The sequence below is a fragment of the Mesorhizobium sp. M1295 genome, assembly GCF_040318135.1.
GTDB lineage: Bacteria > Pseudomonadota > Alphaproteobacteria > Rhizobiales > Rhizobiaceae > Mesorhizobium.
The window spans coordinates 21,172-36,130 of sequence record NZ_JAMYLU010000017.1 but is presented as its reverse complement, the minus strand read 5'-3'; the positions used below and the strand labels follow the sequence as shown (position 1 = coordinate 36,130).

Here is a 14,959-nt window from a genome sequence, read left to right as displayed (position 1 = left end):
TCGGTCCTCAGGTTTCCGGGCGGCAGGCGCCCGCTTTGTCGAGACGCTCAGTCGATGTAACCCCCACATCGATGCTCGCGTCCCACCGCGATGAGGGTCTCTCTACAGCGGGGCCTCGCCGTCCGGAAACCTAATGTACACGTTTTTGTTACCTGCTGGAAGTTTTACGTCATGAGCAGCCCAGAACCCTTTCGCGAAGTGCCGCACCGCGGCCTGATCACAGTTGCGCTCATGCTGGCGACGATCATGCAGGCGCTCGACACGACGATCGCCAACGTTGCGCTGCCGACCATGACCGGCGATCTCGGCGCCTCCCCCGACAACATCAACTGGGTGCTGACCTCCTACATCGTTGCCGCCGCGATCATGACGCCGGTGACCGGCTGGCTTGCCGACCGCTTCGGTCGCAAGGAACTGTTCCTGACGGCGGTGGTCGGCTTTACCGTCTTCTCCATGCTGTGCGGCATCGCCTGGAGCCTGGAGACCATCGTTCTCTTCCGGCTGATGCAAGGCGTCTTCGGTGCGGCCATCGTGCCGCTGTCGCAGACCTTCCTGCTCGACATCAACCCTAGGGAACGCCACGGCCAGGCCATGGCCATCTGGGGCGCCGGCATCATGCTGGGACCGATCCTTGGCCCGACGCTGGGTGGCTGGCTGACCGAGAATTTCAACTGGCGCTGGGTGTTCTTCATCAACCTGCCGGTCGGCATCATCGCCTTCCTCGGCATGGCCGCATATCTCCCCAGCGTTGCCCGGCGGGTGCGCAGCTTCGATTTCTTCGGCTTCGCCATGCTCTCGCTCGGTGTCGGCGCGCTGCAACTGATGCTCGATCGTGGCGGTGAGGTCGACTGGTTTTCCTCGATCGAGATATGGATCGAGCTTGGTCTTTCCATCACCGGCTTCTGGGTATTCACCATTCACACGTTGACGGCGGAGCACCCCTTTATCGACCCGAAGATCTTCCTCGATCGCAATTTCGTCACCGGGCTGGCGTTCATTTTTGTCATGGGCGTGCTCATTTTGGCGAGCATGTCGCTGCTGCCGCCAATGCTGTCGACCATCTTCGGCTATCCGACCCTCACTATCGGCATCGTCCTGGGGCCGCGCGGTGTCGGCACGATGATCGCGATGCTGTTCGTCGGGCGGATCATGCACAGGATCGATGCCAGGATCCTCGTCGTGATCGGCTTCCTGCTGACCGCGCAATCGCTCTACACGATGTCGAGCTTTTCGCCGCAGATGGACAACTGGCTCATCCTCAGCTCCGGCGTCATCCAGGGCCTTGGAATGGGAATGGTGTTCGTGCCGCTGTCCACCGTGGCCTTCGCCACGCTCGACGCACGCTTCCGCACCGATGCCACGGCGTTGTTCAGCCTGGTGCGCAATCTTGGCTCGTCGATCGGCGTGTCGGTGGTGACGGTTCTGCTGGTACGCAACACACAGATCAACCACGCTGAGCTCTCGGCCTATATCAATCCGTTCAATCCCAACCTCTGGGCGGCGTCGCCGGCAGCGGCGGGCGGCGATCCGACGGCGCTGTCGCTGATGGATGGCATGGTCAATATCCAGGCGATGATGGTCTCCTACGTCAATGACTTCAAGCTGCTGATGATGATGACACTGCTTGCCGTCCCGTTTGTTTTCCTGCTGCGCAAGCCAAAGGCTGCGCCGCCCGCCGGTGGAGCGCCTGCCGCGCATATGGACTAAGTCTCACGGCTCCGGCAACCGCGACTGGCTCACGGCTTCCGTTGCCTGTGCCGGTCGGGTCGGCATTAAGCCGGTTCACCTGCCATTAGTATATCCCGACCAATATGCACTCGCTTTTGGGTTGAAGGCGAGCCTCCTTTGCTTGCCTCAAGCATCAGCGGGAGGAACTGTGTTTGGCCACGAAATCATCCAGGCAAACCGCCGAAGTGCCCGAATCCGCCAATTTGACGACGCTGGCACAACTGGCGACTGCCTCATATGAGGCGCTCGAGCGCGAGCTTCGCGCCACGATTGCAGCGCTTCAGGACCAGGCACTGCGGTTCCAGACCGCGATCGAGAACATCTCGCAAGGCATCTGCTTTTTTGACGCCGATGAACGGCTGATCCTGTGCAACCGGCGCTATGCGGAAATCTATCGCCTTGCGCCGGAGCAATTGCAGCCGGGTGCGGCGCTGCGCGAAATCGTCGAGCGGCGCGTCGCTGTCGGGACCTCGGCAATGAATGCGGACGCCTATCTGGCGTTGGCCCGGGCAGTCAATTCGGGCACTGCTTCGGGGAACTGGACAGCCGAGCTCGCCGATGGCCGGACAATTCAGGTCTGCCATCAACCGATGCCTGACGGCGGCTGGGTGGCCACGCACGAGGACATCAGCGAGCTCAGCGCCAACCGCTTGGTCGTCGACGAGCGTATCTCCTTGCAGACGCTGATCGACCTGGTGCCTGACTACATGTGGGTGAAGGACACCGAAAGCCGCTTCGTCGTCGCCAACCGAGCCATTGCGTCCGACAGCGGTCGAGACAGCACGAGCGACATGATCGGCCTGAGCGACTTCGACCTTCACGCGCCGGATCTTGCGCAGAAATTTCGCCTCATCGAGCAGCAACTGATGCGCGACGGACAACCGATGATCGACGAGGAGGAGTTCGTCGTCGATGCGTCAGGCACCGGCAAATGGTTCCTGTCGACGAAACTGCCGTTGCGCAACGTTCAAAACAACATTTTCGGACTCGTCGGCATTGCCCGCGACATCACTGCGCGCAAGCGGGCCGAAATCCTTCGCGACGGGCAGGCGCATATCCTCGAGATGATCGCAAAGAGCGCTCCCCTCGAAGACGTGCTCGAGCGGCTCATGCGTCTGGTCGAGTCCCAACTGGCGGGGATATTCGGTTCGGTCTTGCTGCTCGACAAGGATGGCAGCCACTTGCGCCACGCCGCCGCGCCGAGCCTGGCGAAAGACTACACCGACGCCGTCGACGGCGCCGCGGTCGGCCCTCGGGCGGGGTCTTGCGGAACGGCGGTCTATCGGCACGAGCCGGTGATTGTCGCTGACATCATGCAGGATCCGCTTTGGCAGGATTATCGCGAACTCGCGCGGCCGCACGGTTTGCGTTCGTGCTGGTCGACCCCGATCCTGTCGCATCAGGGCGCGGTGCTTGGCGTCTTTGCGATGTATTCGATGACGGTGCGCGAACCGACCGAGGCCGAGACCCGCCTGATCGATTTCACCACGCGCATCGCCGGGATCGCCATCGAACGCAAACAGGCTGAAGACCGGATCCACTTCATGGCCAATCATGACGTGCTGACCGGGCTTCCCAATCGCGCCTTGCTCGAGGATCGGCTTTCGCAGGCGGTCCTGTACGCCCAGCGATACGATCGCTGGGTGACGGTGGTGTTCATCGATCTGGACAATTTCAAATTTGTCAACGACACGCTCGGCCACAATGCCGGAGACGAGCTTCTGAAGATCGTCGCAAGTCGCATGGTCGACTGCGTGAGGGCAACCGATACCGTCGTGCGGCTTGGCGGCGACGAATTCGTCATCGTGCTTTTCGACCAGCCGGCGAACGTCGATCTCGTTTCCGAGACCTTGCAAAAGCTCAGGTCGGCACTCGCCGAACCGGTTCGGCTCGGAGCGCATCTTGTGCGGGCGACGGCCAGCATAGGCATTGCCAACTATCCGAAGGATGGGACTGATCCCGATACGCTGCTGGCAAATGCCGATGCGGCCATGTATCGCGCCAAGGAGTTCGGCCGCGACAATTTCCAGTTTTACGCTCCGGAGTTCAATACCCGGGCGCATGAGAAATTCGTGCTTCAGGAAGAGCTGCGAAATGCCTTGGCGCGTTCGGAATTCACGCTGCTCTACCAGCCGCAGGTGGACCTTCGGTCAGGTCGGGTTTTTGCGGTCGAGGCATTGATACGCTGGAACCATCCAACGCTTGGTACGATAATGCCGACGATGTTCATCCCGACCGCCGAGGAGACAGGTCTGATCGTACCGATCGGCGACTGGGTTCTGCATGAGGCCTGTCGGCAGAACAAAGCCTGGCAAGACGCAGGGCTGCCGTCCTTGACCGTTTGCGTGAATGTGTCGGCGCGGCAATTCAGGGAACGCAACCTGATCGATCGCATCGTCAGCGCGCTGAAGGACAGCGGTCTGGAGGCCAGGTACCTCGAACTGGAGGTGACCGAGAGCCTTATCATGCAGGATATCGACCTGGGGGTCGCGACCATGAACGCCCTGCAAAGCCTGGGTGTCCAGATCTCGATCGATGATTTCGGCACAGGCTATTCCAGCCTCAGCGCACTCAAGACCTTTCCCGTGGCGCGGCTGAAGATCGACAAATCCTTCATCAAGGATCTTGCCGCCGACGAGAACGACCAGGCTGTGGCCAGCGCGGTGATTTCATTGGGGCAAAATCTCAACCTGAGGGTCATTGCCGAGGGCGTTGAGACAGATGATCAGGTGGCCTTCCTGCGCAGGAACAATTGCGACGAAATGCAAGGCTATCATTTCAGCAGACCGGTTTGTGCGCAGGACATCGAGGAGTTGCTCGGCGGCCGCAAAGACTGACGGCTCGATCATCCGGCACGGACTCCGCCGACCAAAGGCGAAACCGTGCTATCTTCCGAGCACAAGGCACCAGTAGCGAAGCGTGTTGTCGCGGCCGTCGCGTACATAGGCGAGGCCGAAGCGGGTGAAGCGCGGGTCTAGCATGTTGCGGCGGTGGCCTGGCGAATGCACCCAGATATCGAACAGCTTCTGCTGGTCGAAGCGGCCTTCGGCGATGTTCTCGGCGGCGGCGCCGGCAATGCCATTGTCTTTGACGCGCGAGGCAAAGTCCTTGCCCCAGCCGGTGGTGTGATTCATGCGGCCGCGGCGCGCCATGTAGCCGGCCTGCTGCAAGGCCGCCTGTTCGAGACGAGGATCGGCGACAAGCGGTCCAAGACCGGCTGAGGCCCGAATGCCGCTCAGGGTGCCGGCCGCGGAAGCAGAGACACCGGCGCCTTCGCCGGTGGGCAGCACGGCGGTTGCGCAGGCGGCGAGCCCGGCAAGGGCGCCAAGGCCGGCAGCTCTGAGCAGCATGCGCCTGTTCAGGCTTGGTTTGCCTTCATAATTTTCAATTCTCGCAACGGTCATGCCCGCCTGACATAGCGGTGATCATGGCTTTTGCCGGGCAGGCGATTAGAATCTCGCTCAAGCCGACCCACAGCGCAACAAAAAGGGCCGAGCTCGCGGGTCGCAAGTCGCCCAGACTGTTCGTTGCGGACCAGCAAAGTTTGCCGCTGGGTCCCCGCCTTTTATCGTGTTATGCTAATATACCCTAAAGGCCGTCCTTGAAGGGAACGGAAATGTCCGCCATGTCAACGTTGACCCGGACTTTCATTGCCGCTGTTCTTGTCGGCTGCGCACTCGTCGTGTCGTCTGCCATCGGAGCGGGAGTTACCGAGGATGTCGTGACGGGAACGCGACTCGCGGAATTGCTCCGTGCGGGGCGAAGCATCATCTCGAACTATCAGACGCTCATCAATGATCCTGCTCTTGGCGACAAGCACCTCGACGGTGAGCGCATTACGAGAGAAGCCATCGCCGCATACTCAAAACACACCGGCCACGACCCGCTTTCGGGCGGATTGACCGAGCGCGACCGGCGTCTGCTTGAGGCCCAGATTGAGGCGATGCGAGAGGTGGTGGACGAACAGCAAGATAACATCAACCGCGCGGGAACCGCTTTCAAAGGCTTCGTGCCAGCGGTGTTTGCGCGTCTGATGAATGACAAGTTCGCTGCCAAGGCCGGCAACGAAGCTCGGGTGCGCGTGACCGCGCCAGAGCAACTCGTGCGCAACCGCAAATCGCTTCCGGACGCATGGGAAGCACGGATCATCGAAAGCGTCTTGCTGGATCCGCAGAGAGCAAAGGGAGAAGCCTACACGGAAGTCACCGAGGCGGATGGGCGCCCTGCATTTCGAATGCTGCTGCCCGAATACTATACTGGCTCGTGTCTTTCCTGCCACGGCGAGCCGAAGGGCGAGATCGACGTGACAGGATACCCAAAGGAGGGCGGCAAAGCGGGCGATCTGGGAGGCGCGATAAGCATCGTCTTGTTCAAATGAGCGCTTTGGAACAATCACCGCACCGCGTGGAAACGGTATCGGCGCCGGCGAGGCCCTTTGCGCGTCCCTTTGCCCATCTACCGATTTCGGCCCGCATAGCTGCGCTGACAGCGGCCGGCCTTATCAGCCTTATCGTATCGTCAATCTTTCTCACACAGGCACTTTATCGCAGTGCAGATCGAACTGCGGAGACCAAAGCATTTTTCGACGCCGCGTCCACTGCGGCTGCGGCGCACGCAACATTCGGCGAATTGCGATACTGGCTGACTGATCTGTCGGTTAGCTTGTTGATGAATTCCCAGCGTAATGCCGAGCAGGCGCGCGAGCGACTACTGGCACATCTGGACCGCCTTTCGAAATCATCACCGGATGCGGTCAGGGAAATCCGCGTTGAGATGGATGCCTATGTCAAAACAGCGCTGGAGGCGGCAGACAGCTATACTCAAGACAACCGCATCATCGGCAACACTCTCCTCGCCGAGGCGCGCACCCACAGCGCAAACGTGGATGCTGCGCTTAACAAACTCGTCGACCGAGCGAGCGCCGAGGCAGAAGCCGCTCGCAACGAGGTCGTAACGGAAACCCAGAAAACGGCGACTACTGCTGCCGTTCTGGTGGCCATCGTGGTGATGATCGGGTCACTTCTCACCATCCTTGTTCTTCGCTCGATCGTCGGACCGTTGCGGCGGCTGAACCGGGTAATCGGAAATCTGACGGAAGGACGCTACGACGTCGAAATACAGGCAGAGGGAGGGGACGAGCTCGGCGCGATGGCGCGGACGCTTCGGCTTTTCCGGGCGAGCGCAATTGCCAAGCAACGACTGGAGGATGAGGCGGAGCGGCAAAGACGGACGATCGGAGCGGCACTCGAGGCGATTTCTGACGGATTTGTCCTGTTCGATTCGGAGGACAAGGTCCTTCTTGCCAACAGCAAATACTGCGAAATCTTTCCCGACAATGACCGAGCTACTCTGCCGGGGCAAAGCCTTCAGGATATTCTGAAAAGACGCTTGGCGAGCGGGCACGTCGACCTTGAGGGCGCGTCGCCGGAGGAATGGATTGCGAAGAGGCTGCGCATCCAGAAGGATCCGGCAGGCTTCGTCCACGAGGGTCGCTTCGGAGAACGCTGGGTCCGCGTCAGCAAACGAAAGACCCCTGACGGCGGGACCGTCGCCGTTTACACCGACATCACGGAACTGAAGCAGAGAGAGGTCGAACTCGAGCGGGCCAAGAGTCATGCTGAAGCGGCAAATGAGGCCAAGAGCAGCTTCCTCGCGTCCATGAGCCACGAGCTGCGCACTCCACTGAACGCGATCATTGGCTACAGCGAGATGCTGATCGAAGAGGCGAGCGACCAGCAAATGAATGAGTTCGTGCCAGATGTGGAAAAGATCGCCGGGGCCGGTCGCCATCTCCTCGCGCTCATCAACGACATCCTCGATCTGTCGAAGATCGAGGCAAATAAGATGGCAAATTTCCTCGAGACTTTCGACGTCGCCGACTTGTTGCGCGATGTCCAGGCCACAGTCGCGCCACTGATGGCGAAAAACCGAAACAGTTTCGTTATGGACCTCGCGGGCGACCTCGGGAAGATGCATTCGGACCAGACGAAGTTGCGTCAGAACCTCTTCAATCTCCTCAGTAACGCAGCCAAGTTCACCGAGGGGGGCCGTGTAACACTGGCGATTCGACGCGAGAGGAGATCGGACGGCGACTGGCTGATATTCACAGTGTCCGACACCGGGATCGGGATGACGCCAAAGCAGCAAGAACGGCTCTTTGATGCTTTTACGCAGGCAGACGCCTCCACCACTCGCAACTACGGCGGGACGGGATTGGGCCTCAGCATAACCCGGAGTTTCTGCCGCATGATCGGAGGCGTTGTAACCGTTAAAAGCGAGTTCGGAAAAGGCTCGACTTTCACAATGGAGATTCCAGCCGAGTGCGACGAAGAACCTGGCGAGCAGAAACCCGCCGAGCCGCTGTCGTCGAGGCCCTCGGAGCAGGCGGTTCTGATCATAGATGACGAACCAGCCGCCCGAACTCTCATCGCCAGGTCCTTGGCTGAGGCGGGACTGGCATCAATCGAAGCAGCAAGCGGCGAGGAAGGCATAGCCGCGGCGCGAGCGCATCGCCCGGCCGCAATCGTTCTCGACATCATCATGCCGCATCAGGACGGCTGGTCAGTGCTGCGCTCACTGAAGGGCGATAAGGAGCTCTGCGAGATTCCGGTAATCCTTGCGACGATACTTGCAGATCGCGAACTCGGCCTCTCACTCGGTGCGGTCGAATACCTCACGAAGCCGATCGACACCCAGAAGCTTATACGAACAATAGAGGCTTGCGGCGGCGGCAACCGCGATGTGCTTGTTATTGACGACGATCAAGCCTCCCGCGACTTCCTTCGGCGTATCCTGATCAAGAAGGATTGGCGGGTTCACGAGGCAAGCGATGGCCTGCGCGGCCTCAAGCTGATGAAGCGGTTGTTACCGCGTCTGGTCCTGCTTGATCTGCTGATGCCCGAAATGGACGGGTTCCAGACCCTGAACGAGATGCAGCAGGTGCCCGAGCTTCAGAACATTCCGGTCGTCGTCGTGACTTCCAAGGATTTATCGGCGGACGAGCTCAAGTGGCTTCGCGACAGGGCGGTCGCGGTTGTAATCAAGGGCGCAAATAGTCGGTCTCAGTTGGTCGAGGCCCTCGAGCGCCAGATCTTCCCACTTGGGTCGACAGGTGCCAGCATTGCCGATCGCGGAACCACCCCCATGGCTGAAGGAAGCTAAAGATGACGAGGATCCTTCTCGTAGAAGACAACGAATTGAACCGCGACATGCTTTTGCGGCGGTTGTCACGGCGTGGGTTCGAAGTCCTCATTGCGGAAAACGGACAGTCGGGCGTGGAACTCACCGTTTCGGAAAGGCCCGATCTCATCCTCATGGATATGAGCTTGCCGGTCATGGACGGGTGGGAGGCGACCCGGCGGATCAAGGCTGATCCGGCCACCTCCGGGATCCCGATCATTGCGCTTTCTGCGCACGCGATGGCCAACGATCGCGAAATGGCACTCGAGGCAGGCTGCGATGACTACGATAGCAAGCCGGTGGACCTGTCGCGACTTGTCCAGAAAATTGAACAATTGCTTGCCGCGAATCGATGAGGCGCGGACCGACGGTTTGAAAATATGCCTGCTAAGAACAAGTTCCAACGCCATGCGATCGCCGTCCATCTGGCGCAACAGCTCGCCGGACCGGCGCGGGCAATCTCAGGATTTCAGGAGTTGCTAACCGAGCAGGTGCAGGATCTCGGTCTGGGCCACATGAGACCGGATCTAGAGAAGGTTGGCGCCGCTGCTTGCGAATTGAGTAGCCTGATCGACAGCTTGATCCACGGCAAAGCGGACAATCAGAACCGGGCAGGGGTCGAGATCGAGGCGAAACTGCGCCACGACTTGCGAACGCCGCTCAACGCCATCATCGGCTATTCCGAAATGATTCGTGAAGAAGCCGAAGAATTGCACGAATACGCGCTGGAAGAGGATGTCAGGGTGATGCTCGCCGCGGCGGCTGAGTTGCTGGCGCATGTCGATGCGATTGCCGGCCTCTCGCGCGCACCCGACAGCGAGGAACCGCGGACCACGGATCAGGCTGAGATCGATGTGGCAGGGCTCGAACGGGCACTGATCAAGGCAGAGCACGACGCAAGCTCCGGTCACGGTGGCCGCATACTTGTCGTCGACGACATCACCAGCAACCGCGGTCTCCTCTCGCGCCGCTTGCAACGTGACGGTCATCAGGTAGTCACTGCCGAGTCCGGTCCGTCGGCGCTGACTCACCTCGCGGAACACGAGTTCGACCTGGTTCTGCTGGACGTCCTAATGCCGGACATGAACGGCATCGAGGTGCTCTCGCGATTGAAAGCGGAGCGCCGATGGCGGCATATCCCTGTCATCATGATATCGGGGTTGGACGAAGTGGACGCGGTGGTCCGCTGCATCGAGGCAGGGGCCGACGACTACTTGCCTAAACCTTTCAATCCGGTCCTGCTGCGCGCCCGGATCAACTCGAGTTTGGAGAAGAAACGTTGGCTCGACCGCGAGCACCAGTATCTTCAGCGGATCGAGGCGGAGAAGCGGCGGGCTGACTCGCTTCTCCATGCGATCCTGCCCGGTCAGATCGTGGCACGGCTGCAACGGGGCGAAGAGTTCATTGCCGACCGGTTCGATGAAGTGACCATTCTTTTTGCCGATATTGTCGGTTTCTCGAGCATAGCGGCAAGGTTGCCGCCGTCGGACCTGATCAAACGCCTCGACGGGCTATTCAGCACGTTCGACGTCTTGGCGGAGAAGCATGCCGTGGAGAAAATCAAGACCATCGGAGACGCCTATATGGCTGCGGGCGGTGTTCCGGAACCGGCAGCTGACCATGCCGACAGGATCGTGGCACTGGGGAAATCCATGCTGGACGCGTTGAAGCCCTTAGCGTGGGGCAACGATGGTTTTCGGATCCGCATTGGCGTGCACACGGGACCGGTGATCGCGGGCCTGATCGGCCGGCATCGGTTCGTCTACGACGTCTGGGGCGAAACCGTGAATATTGCAAGCCGGCTCGAGTCCCAGGGCGTGGCCGACCGCATGCAGATTTCGGAGGCAACCAAGCAGGCCCTGCACACCTCCTGGAAGCTCGAACCGCGCTGTAATGTAGAACTGGCAGGTGTCGGCAGGATTGAAACCTATCTCGTTCAACACTGATCGGAACAATGGCTAACCCTCAGGGAATTTCGCGAAGCGATGCTTGGAGTCGCGACACCTCGTAAACGAACAGCATGCAGCATTGGCGTTCCACTTTCACCCGGAGCTACACCATGAACAGGCGTCAGAGTCTTCTATTTCTCGCAGGAGCATCGGCCGCGGCAGCCAACACAACCCTGTTGGGCGCCGCGGCCTTTGCGCAGGAGACCCAACCCTTCAAGCTCCCACCGCTCGGCTACGCGAACAACGCACTAGAGCCGCACATCGACGCGACCACGATGATGATCCATCACGACCGCCATCACGCCGCTTATGTGAATGCCTGCAATCAACTCGTGCCGCTTTGGCCCGAGCTCGCCAGCACGCCGATGGAGGCTATTCTGGCAGATCTGGGCAAGGTCCCGGAAGGCGTGCGCAACAATCTTGGGGGACATTGGAATCACACTCACTTCTGGGAGCTGATGACTCCCGGGGGCCCCAACCAGCCCGGTGGCGACCTCAACGCCGCCATAAGCAGCACCTTCGGCAGCTATGCGGGCCTGACCGAAAAGCTCACGGCGGTTGGCCTTGGCCGCTTTGGCTCCGGCTGGGTATGGCTTGTCGTGAACAAGGACAAGAAGCTCGACATCGTCAGCACAGCCAACCAGGACACGCCGCTCGAGCTAGGGGCGCGTCCGGTGATTGGCGTCGACGTCTGGGAACACGCCTATTATCTCAAGTATCAGAACCGCCGCGCCGACTACCTCAAGGAATGGTGGCGCGTGGTGAACTGGGACAAGGCCCTCGCCAACTTCAAGAAGTCGACCGGCTGAGGGGCCGCAGATCGCGACGCCTCGTCCCTTCAGCCGCAGCAGCCGGCCGCGTTCGTGGTCACAGCTGTTTTTTCAGCGTCTCGCGCGAATACCGAGCGGTTCGCCGGCTGGGGTAGCGCCTTCGGTTCAGACATCCCGGTTGCCAATTTCCGCGACTGGCTTGTCTGTCGTGTTCACACCTTTGATATGCCCCAAGCTGTGACCGAAGGGCAGCAACGGGTCCGAGACGCGACCTTCGCGGCATCATTGGCAAAGGTCCGCAAGTGGCGCAAACCAGCCCACGCTATGCTGGACGCGAAGGTCAGCTTTTTGGCCCAATCATCCCGAAAGCGGATCTCCGCTTCCGGCCCAAACGCGACGTTAGAGTATCTGCTCGGCAATGACAGCTTCTGGCGCTGTCCGTGCATTCCGATATTCGGCCGGATCCTATCCAAAGCGGTTGTCCAGCCTCGGATAGCAAGCGTCAGATTTTCACGATCGGCTAGGCCGCTGTGTCTAGCCTCGTTTCCGGCATCGGTGGAGCCTGGCCGACCCGGTCGTCCCCGGTATGTTCCCACCATCTGCCCAAGGCCTCGATGAGCGGCACAAGCTTGAGACCGGGCGTCGTGAGGTCGTAATCCACGCGTAGCGGATAGCCGGCATGCGCCGTTCGCCGCACAATCCCGGCGTCCTCCAGCTTGCGCAGTTCGAGAGCCAGAATGCGGTGCGACACGGTCGGGTTGTCACGCCTCAGATCGCTGAAGCGCTTGGTGCCGTCCTTGAGATAGTAGAGCAGCAAGGTGGGCCAGCGACCGCTGAGCACACGCATGGTCTCTTCGATCGGGCAGCGTGAGACGACATCTTTCATGGGGGGACCTGGTTACAGAATAGTGCGTAATTTACATGGGGCGACCAGCGTTTAGGGTCAAGTTTCGCTGCGCAGCGTAATCCCTAAATTATGGAAGAGACAAAGAAATGGAACCTATCCTCCTTTATGGCTTCCCGCTGGGAAGTTCGATGGGGCTCGTCGCTGCATTTGAACGCGTCGGACAGCCCTACCGCCTGTGTCGAGTCGACATGCTCACTGAAATGAAGAACGGCGCCTATGCCAGCATCAACGGCCGTCAGGAAACGCCGGTGTTGATCACCGACGAAGGCAGGGTGTTCACCGAGACCATGGCGATTGCCGCTTGGCTCGAAGCCCGCGATACGCAACGTCGTATCAGCTTTGAGCCTCGCTCGCCGGAAGCCGACCGGATGCACCAGCTGATGGCTTTCGTGAACACCGGCTTCACCGCCGCTTTCACCCCGCTCTGGGCCGCATATGAAATGGAATCGGCCGAGCCGGTGCTGCTGGCAACCTTGCGTGACTTTGGCCGCAAGGTCGTTACCAACCGCCATGACCAGCTCGAGGCGATGATCCTCGACACGGATTTCCTGGTCGGCGACCGGCTGACGCTTGCCGATACCACGCTGATCGGCGTGGCGCGCTGGGCGGAGTTCCACAAGGCGGTCGACGGCGCAGCTTATCCCAAGCTGGCGGCGTTGCGCCGCCGGATCGAAAGCGATCCGGACGTGCGATTTGCGCAGGCCATCGAGGATGGTGAAAAGCCGGCCGGGTCAGGCGCTTGCCTCGGTCACGTGCGGCTGGCCGAGGTGATCGATCGCTTCGCGGCCTAATCTGTTCGTTCAGCCGCCCGGCGCGCCCTGGCGCCGGGTGGTGGCGACAAGCGCGCCGAGATCGGCTATCATATCGCCGTTCTTGAAGTGGCAGCTGCGGGCGGCCATCCTGGCGGTGACCGCCCCGACACACGGGAGAAAGGTTATGGCTGGCTTTCATGTCATGGCGGACGCGCGTGGAATGCATGTACAGCCCACGGTGCGCCGCATCAGCACCGAGGATCTGATCGATGCGCTCCGTCTCGGCGTAGAGGATTTCTGGGCCAAGCCGTCGCATTATGTGTTCCTGTGCCTGATCTATCCGGTGGTCGGCCTGATCCTGACGCAGTGGACGTCGGGCTCGAATGCCATCCAGCTCATCTATCCGCTGATGTCCGGCTTCGCTTTGGTCGGTCCGTTCGCCGCTATCGGCCTTTACGAAATCAGCCGTCGGCGCGAGTTCGGCATGGATACATCCTGGTGGCATGCGCTCGACGTGCGCCACTCGCCGGCGCTGCCCGCGATTGCGGTCATCGGCATCATGCTGCTGGTACTGTTCCTGCTCTGGCTGTTCACCGCGCAATCGATCTACACCAGCCTGTACGGCAATCAGCCTCCGACCTCTATCGTCGGCTTTGTTCGCGAGGTGCTGACGACCAGCAAGGGCTGGACACTGATCCTGCTCGGCAACCTGGCCGGGTTCGCCTTCGCCGCGATCGTGCTGGCGACGACTGTCGTCGCCTTTCCGCTGCTGCTCGACCGCGATGTCGGCGCGGTCTCAGCAGTCGAGACGTCGGCGCGCGCAGTTATGACAAACCCGCTGCAGATGGCGCTGTGGGGCCTGATGGTCGCCGTGCTCCTGGTCATCGGCTCGATCCCGCTATTTGCCGGGCTTGCCGTCGTCATGCCCGTCCTTGGCCACGCGACCTGGCATCTCTACCGCAGGGTGGTCGAACCGGAGCGGGCACAGCAGGTCAGACGGCCGATGTAGGCCCGATCAGCGTTGCGCATCGGTTGCCATCTTGACGGCCAGCGCGGTCAGCACCGTGCCCATCATCCAGCGCTGGATCACCAGCCATAGCGGCCGCCCGGCGAGGAAGATGGCGATCGAGCCGGCCGTCACCGCGATGATGGCGTTGACGGTCAGGCTGATGGCGACCTGCGTGGCACCGAGCACCAGAAGCTGCGACAGCACGTGGCCCTTGCCGGGGCTGATGAACTGCGGCAGCAGCGACAGATAGAGCACTGCCACCTTCGGGTTGAGCAGGTTGGTCATCAGGCCCATGGCGAACAGCCTGCGCGGCCTGTCCTTAGGCAGTTCGCGGATCTGGAAGGGCGAGCGCCCGCCGGGCTTCACCGCTTGCCAGGCAAGCCACAGCAGATAAAGCGCGCCGGCAAGGCGCAGCACGTCATAGGCGAAGGGCACCGCGAGCAGCAGCGCGGTGATACCGAACGCCGCCGACAGCAGGTAGAATAAAAAACCGAGCGCCACGCCGCCCAGCGAAATCAGCCCGGCCTTCGGCCCTTGCGACAGCGAGCGCGAAATCAGATAGATCATGTTCGGGCCGGGCGTCAGCACCATGCCGAGGCAGACCAGCGCGAAGGCGAGATGGTTGGCGGGTTCAGGCAAGAGCGTATCTCCGGATGGGGACACTC

At 60.8% G+C, this 14,959-nt stretch carries 12 protein-coding genes; 9 read left to right on the top strand and 3 right to left on the bottom strand.

Translation table 11 applies throughout. The features are described from left to right. Positions 1-171: 171 nt before the first annotated feature. A complete protein-coding gene (locus NKH29_RS22245) occupies positions 172-1,707 on the top strand; it encodes a DHA2 family efflux MFS transporter permease subunit (RefSeq protein WP_352642906.1) in 1,536 nt (511 codons plus the stop codon). A 173-nt stretch (positions 1,708-1,880) separates the two neighbouring features. After that, positions 1,881-4,565, top strand: coding sequence for an EAL domain-containing protein (locus NKH29_RS22240; RefSeq protein WP_352791610.1), 2,685 nt, complete (start codon positions 1,881-1,883; stop codon positions 4,563-4,565). A gap of 48 nt (positions 4,566-4,613) precedes the next feature. Here the strand turns inward: NKH29_RS22240 and NKH29_RS22235 are convergent, their stop codons facing one another. Next, the gene (locus NKH29_RS22235; protein WP_023717111.1) at positions 4,614-5,132 is read right to left on the bottom strand and encodes a CAP domain-containing protein; all 519 of its coding nucleotides are present in this window, start codon (positions 5,130-5,132) and stop codon (positions 4,614-4,616) included. Between the two features lie 212 nt (positions 5,133-5,344). On the opposite strand from NKH29_RS22235, the gene NKH29_RS22230 reads away from it, so the two are divergent. The 5 genes from NKH29_RS22230 to NKH29_RS22210 all read left to right on the top strand — a co-directional run bounded on the left by NKH29_RS22230 (position 5,345) and on the right by NKH29_RS22210 (position 11,665). Then, on the top strand, positions 5,345-6,106 hold the full coding sequence (locus NKH29_RS22230; RefSeq protein ID WP_023717112.1) for a Tll0287-like domain-containing protein: 762 nt from the start codon (positions 5,345-5,347) through the stop codon (positions 6,104-6,106). Then, positions 6,103-8,889: an ATP-binding response regulator gene (locus tag NKH29_RS22225; RefSeq protein WP_023717113.1), complete on the top strand. Its 2,787-nt coding sequence runs from the start codon at positions 6,103-6,105 to the stop codon at positions 8,887-8,889. The genes NKH29_RS22230 and NKH29_RS22225 overlap by 4 nt, the downstream gene beginning before the upstream one ends. Before the next feature lie 2 nt (positions 8,890-8,891). Beyond that, positions 8,892-9,263 (top strand): response regulator, encoded by a 372-nt coding sequence (locus NKH29_RS22220; RefSeq protein ID WP_023717114.1) that lies wholly within the window; start codon positions 8,892-8,894, stop codon positions 9,261-9,263. Positions 9,264-9,287: 24 nt separating this feature from the next. Further along, complete coding sequence (locus NKH29_RS22215) at positions 9,288-10,853, top strand: adenylate/guanylate cyclase domain-containing protein (RefSeq protein WP_023717115.1); 1,566 nt, start codon at positions 9,288-9,290, stop codon at positions 10,851-10,853. 113 nt (positions 10,854-10,966) lie between these two features. Next, positions 10,967-11,665, top strand: coding sequence for a superoxide dismutase (locus tag NKH29_RS22210; RefSeq protein WP_084642425.1), 699 nt, complete (start codon positions 10,967-10,969; stop codon positions 11,663-11,665). Positions 11,666-12,146: 481 nt separating this feature from the next. Here the strand turns inward: NKH29_RS22210 and NKH29_RS22205 are convergent, their stop codons facing one another. After that, positions 12,147-12,512: a winged helix-turn-helix transcriptional regulator gene (locus tag NKH29_RS22205; protein WP_352481730.1), complete on the bottom strand. Its 366-nt coding sequence runs from the start codon at positions 12,510-12,512 to the stop codon at positions 12,147-12,149. 107 nt (positions 12,513-12,619) lie between these two features. Here NKH29_RS22205 and NKH29_RS22200 point away from each other — a divergent pair, with 107 nt between their 5' ends. Beyond that, complete coding sequence (locus NKH29_RS22200) at positions 12,620-13,324, top strand: glutathione S-transferase family protein (RefSeq protein ID WP_353000590.1); 705 nt, start codon at positions 12,620-12,622, stop codon at positions 13,322-13,324. Between the two features lie 145 nt (positions 13,325-13,469). After that, positions 13,470-14,294, top strand: a complete 825-nt coding sequence (locus tag NKH29_RS22195) for a DUF2189 domain-containing protein (RefSeq protein WP_352588536.1) — start codon at positions 13,470-13,472, stop codon at positions 14,292-14,294. Positions 14,295-14,300: 6 nt separating this feature from the next. Here NKH29_RS22195 and NKH29_RS22190 read toward each other — a convergent pair whose 3' ends face one another. Beyond that, the gene (locus tag NKH29_RS22190; RefSeq protein ID WP_353000589.1) at positions 14,301-14,933 is read right to left on the bottom strand and encodes a LysE family translocator; all 633 of its coding nucleotides are present in this window, start codon (positions 14,931-14,933) and stop codon (positions 14,301-14,303) included. Between the last annotated feature and the right edge of the window lie 26 nt (positions 14,934-14,959).

Coding starts and splice junctions, on each gene's coding strand:
- NKH29_RS22245 (WP_352642906.1), top strand. CDS start 172: ATGAGCAGCCCAGAACCCTTTCGCGAAGTGCCGCACCGCGGCCTGATC.
- NKH29_RS22235 (WP_023717111.1), bottom strand. CDS start 5,132: ATGACCGTTGCGAGAATTGAAAATTATGAAGGCAAACCAAGCCTGAAC.
- NKH29_RS22230 (WP_023717112.1), top strand. CDS start 5,345: ATGTCCGCCATGTCAACGTTGACCCGGACTTTCATTGCCGCTGTTCTT.
- NKH29_RS22225 (WP_023717113.1), top strand. CDS start 6,103: ATGAGCGCTTTGGAACAATCACCGCACCGCGTGGAAACGGTATCGGCG.
- NKH29_RS22220 (WP_023717114.1), top strand. CDS start 8,892: ATGACGAGGATCCTTCTCGTAGAAGACAACGAATTGAACCGCGACATG.
- NKH29_RS22215 (WP_023717115.1), top strand. CDS start 9,288: ATGCCTGCTAAGAACAAGTTCCAACGCCATGCGATCGCCGTCCATCTG.
- NKH29_RS22210 (WP_084642425.1), top strand. CDS start 10,967: ATGAACAGGCGTCAGAGTCTTCTATTTCTCGCAGGAGCATCGGCCGCG.
- NKH29_RS22205 (WP_352481730.1), bottom strand. CDS start 12,512: ATGAAAGATGTCGTCTCACGCTGCCCGATCGAAGAGACCATGCGTGTG.
- NKH29_RS22200 (WP_353000590.1), top strand. CDS start 12,620: ATGGAACCTATCCTCCTTTATGGCTTCCCGCTGGGAAGTTCGATGGGG.
- NKH29_RS22195 (WP_352588536.1), top strand. CDS start 13,470: ATGGCTGGCTTTCATGTCATGGCGGACGCGCGTGGAATGCATGTACAG.